The sequence below is a fragment of the Mucilaginibacter sp. genome, from assembly GCF_036383575.1.
Taxonomy (GTDB): Bacteria; Bacteroidota; Bacteroidia; order Sphingobacteriales; family Sphingobacteriaceae; genus Mucilaginibacter.
Genome location: NZ_DASVOB010000812.1, coordinates 1 through 2,725, shown reverse-complemented (window position 1 = coordinate 2,725; position 2,725 = coordinate 1). Strand labels below are relative to the sequence as shown.

At 44.7% G+C, this 2,725-nt stretch carries 2 protein-coding genes; both read right to left on the bottom strand.

Going from position 1 to position 2,725, the window contains the following annotated elements:
- On the bottom strand, nucleotides 1-999 hold a 999-nt coding region (locus tag VF500_RS28850; protein WP_330862967.1), incomplete at its 3' end, for a sulfatase-like hydrolase/transferase.
- A 22-nt stretch (nucleotides 1,000-1,021) separates the two neighbouring features.
- Nucleotides 1,022-2,725, bottom strand: a 1,704-nt coding sequence (locus tag VF500_RS28845; protein ID WP_330862966.1) for a TIM-barrel domain-containing protein, incomplete at its 5' end; no start/stop codon positions are given.

Sequence of the window (2,725 nt, the reverse complement as noted above, 5' to 3'; positions counted from 1 at the left end):
ACTGGCGCCATTATCTGACAGGAACATGATCACCGTATTTTTATCCTCGCCCAGCTCTTTAAGTTTTTTCCTGATGCGGCCTATATTCTGATCCATCCGGTCAACCATTGCAGCATATACAGCCATTTTGGTATCAAACTGCTCTTTTTCTTCAGGAGTAAGGCTATCCCATTCCGGTACGCTCTTATCCCTTGCCGAAAGTTTTTCATCCTTAGCGATGATCCCCAATTGCTTTTGACGTTCGAGCCGCTCCTGCCTGAGCTTATCCCAACCTTTCAGGTATTCGCCTTTGTATTTGGCAATATCTTCGGGCAATGCCTGAATTGGCCAGTGTGGACTGGTGAAAGCCATGTACAAAAAGAATGGCTTGCCTGTGCCTTTATTCCCCTCAATAAATTTAAGGGCATAATCGGCATAAGCATTGGTTGAATACCAGTTTGGCCCCGGTGTGTATTCTTTATCGTCTAAAGCGATGGTAAGTTTTTGATTAGGGCGATAAGGCATTGTTGGATTAAAATAACTGCTTGCGCCATCTATCAAACCAAAGTAATGATCGAATCCGCGTTTAACGGGCCAGTGCGAGGAATCTGTTCCTACATGCCATTTACCTGCCATTAATGTATTATATCCGCTTTGCTGAAGCGCCTCGGCTATGGTTACACAGTTTTGATTCAGATAGCCTTGATAAGCCGGTACATCACGATGGTTTACCATATCGCCTACCCCGGCCTGATGCTGATAAAGCCCCGTAAGTAACGACGCGCGTGTTGGGCAGCAGCGCGATGCATTGTAAAATTGGGTCATGCGCAAACCGCCTTTGGCCATCGCATCAAGATTGGGCGTTTGGGTTTCAGAGCCGAAACAGCCGATATCCGAGTAACCCATATCATCAGCCAGGATAATAATGATGTTTGGACGCTTAGCCGCATGCTTATCCTGGGCGAATACCGGGTTGCTTACTATAGCAAAAAGAGAAATAATTTTGAGGAACTTTTTCATAGGGGAAGCTATAAGTCGTTATCTATTTGAAATTAAGAACAATATCCTCCCTGTTGCTATGGGAAGTTTTTATCCAAAGCAAATGAGTTGCTTTATCGTAATACCAGCCCGCTGCTTTATCTAATGCCTCAACACCATTGGCCATTTTCAATGTTTCTTTATTTTCTGTTATTGAAGAAGGTTCCTTATCACCGACCCAATGTATTTTGGCCAGATAGGTATGCTGCGCGGGGATAAAACTACCGGACGGTTTCTTAATCTGCAATTCCCAGCCACCGTCACCATTTACCAATGTAACATGAGTGATTGCCTTATCCCCATGCTGATATTTTAAGGTAATGCCATCATCTTCATACAGTTTAAACTCCGACGATCCCTTGTCAGGAAATACATCAAGCGTAATTATATCTACCGGCTTTTCATCCATGTATTTCATTGGCGGTTGCACGGGGATAATGCTGCCTGCTTTTACAAAAATGGGTAAATGATCGACCGGGGTTAATATATTTATGTATTGTTTCCCGGTATATTTTGCGCCGGTCCAATAATCAAACCAGGTGCCACGGGGTAAATATATGGTACGTGTTTGTGCACCCTTTACCGTAACCGGGCAAACCATCATGTTATCGCCAAACAGGTATTGATCGGCTATATTGTACGTGTTGGGATCATCCTGATATTCCAGCACCAAAGCGCGCATAAGCGGCATACCGGTTTGGTATTGTGTGTACGCGTTGCTATAGATATAGGGTATCAGCCTGTAACGAAGATCGTCGTATTTTTTAAAGTTAGCCAAAGCTTCGGCTCCATAGTTCCAGGGTTCTTTATAACCTGGATGATCCATACCAAATACCATGGCTACCGGACTGAACATACCAAACTGCACCCATCGCATATACAACTCCGGATCGGCCGCATGTTCAAAACCGCCCATGCAATGCGCCCAATACCCAACGCCCGATAGGCCAATATTTAACCCGGCCTTTATAACCGGAGCAAAATACTGCCACTCGCTTGGCCAGTCGCCCGCAAAAATGAAGGGATAACGCTGAATCCCAGAATAGCCTTCCCGCGTTTGGTTTAACCCGCGGATGCCATTATATTCCTGAAATTTTAAATACGGAGCTTTAGCATAAGCGATGGGGAACACATTATGTAATTGCCCTACCACTTTACCTGTAGGGCCTACTTTTTCACTTTCATTAGCTAATGAACCAAAGGCACTGCCCTCATCTGTTTTCAGGAATTTAGCACCAATGGAGGCAATTTTCATAACGCCATTATCCCACCACCAGTTTGCAGCCTGCTGATCAAAAAAGTTCACAAATTCGCCTGGTTTGCCATTTTCGGGATAGGTAAAACCTTTGGCCTGTGCCTCATCAAGCAGGTTCAGATTTTTGGCATTATCAAACCTTGGGCGGATATGCAGCCCCACCATTTTAAAATTCATGGCATACAGGCTATCAAACATGGCTTTAGGATCTTTAAATGTTTCGCGCCATTCAAAGGTTGTAGCGCCCTTGCCTCCCTTTTTACCAAACAAGCGCCAGGTAGAATCAAGAAAAAGAATATCAACCGGGATGCCCATCTCGCGCATTTTGCGGGCCAGTTCTATTACATACCTGTCTGAAGTAAGTTCCTCATGCCCCCAGGTGCCGCCGCTATAAGTGCCCATATGTAAGCCAAAAGTAAACTTTGGTAACAAAGGCGATTTACCAGTAATGTT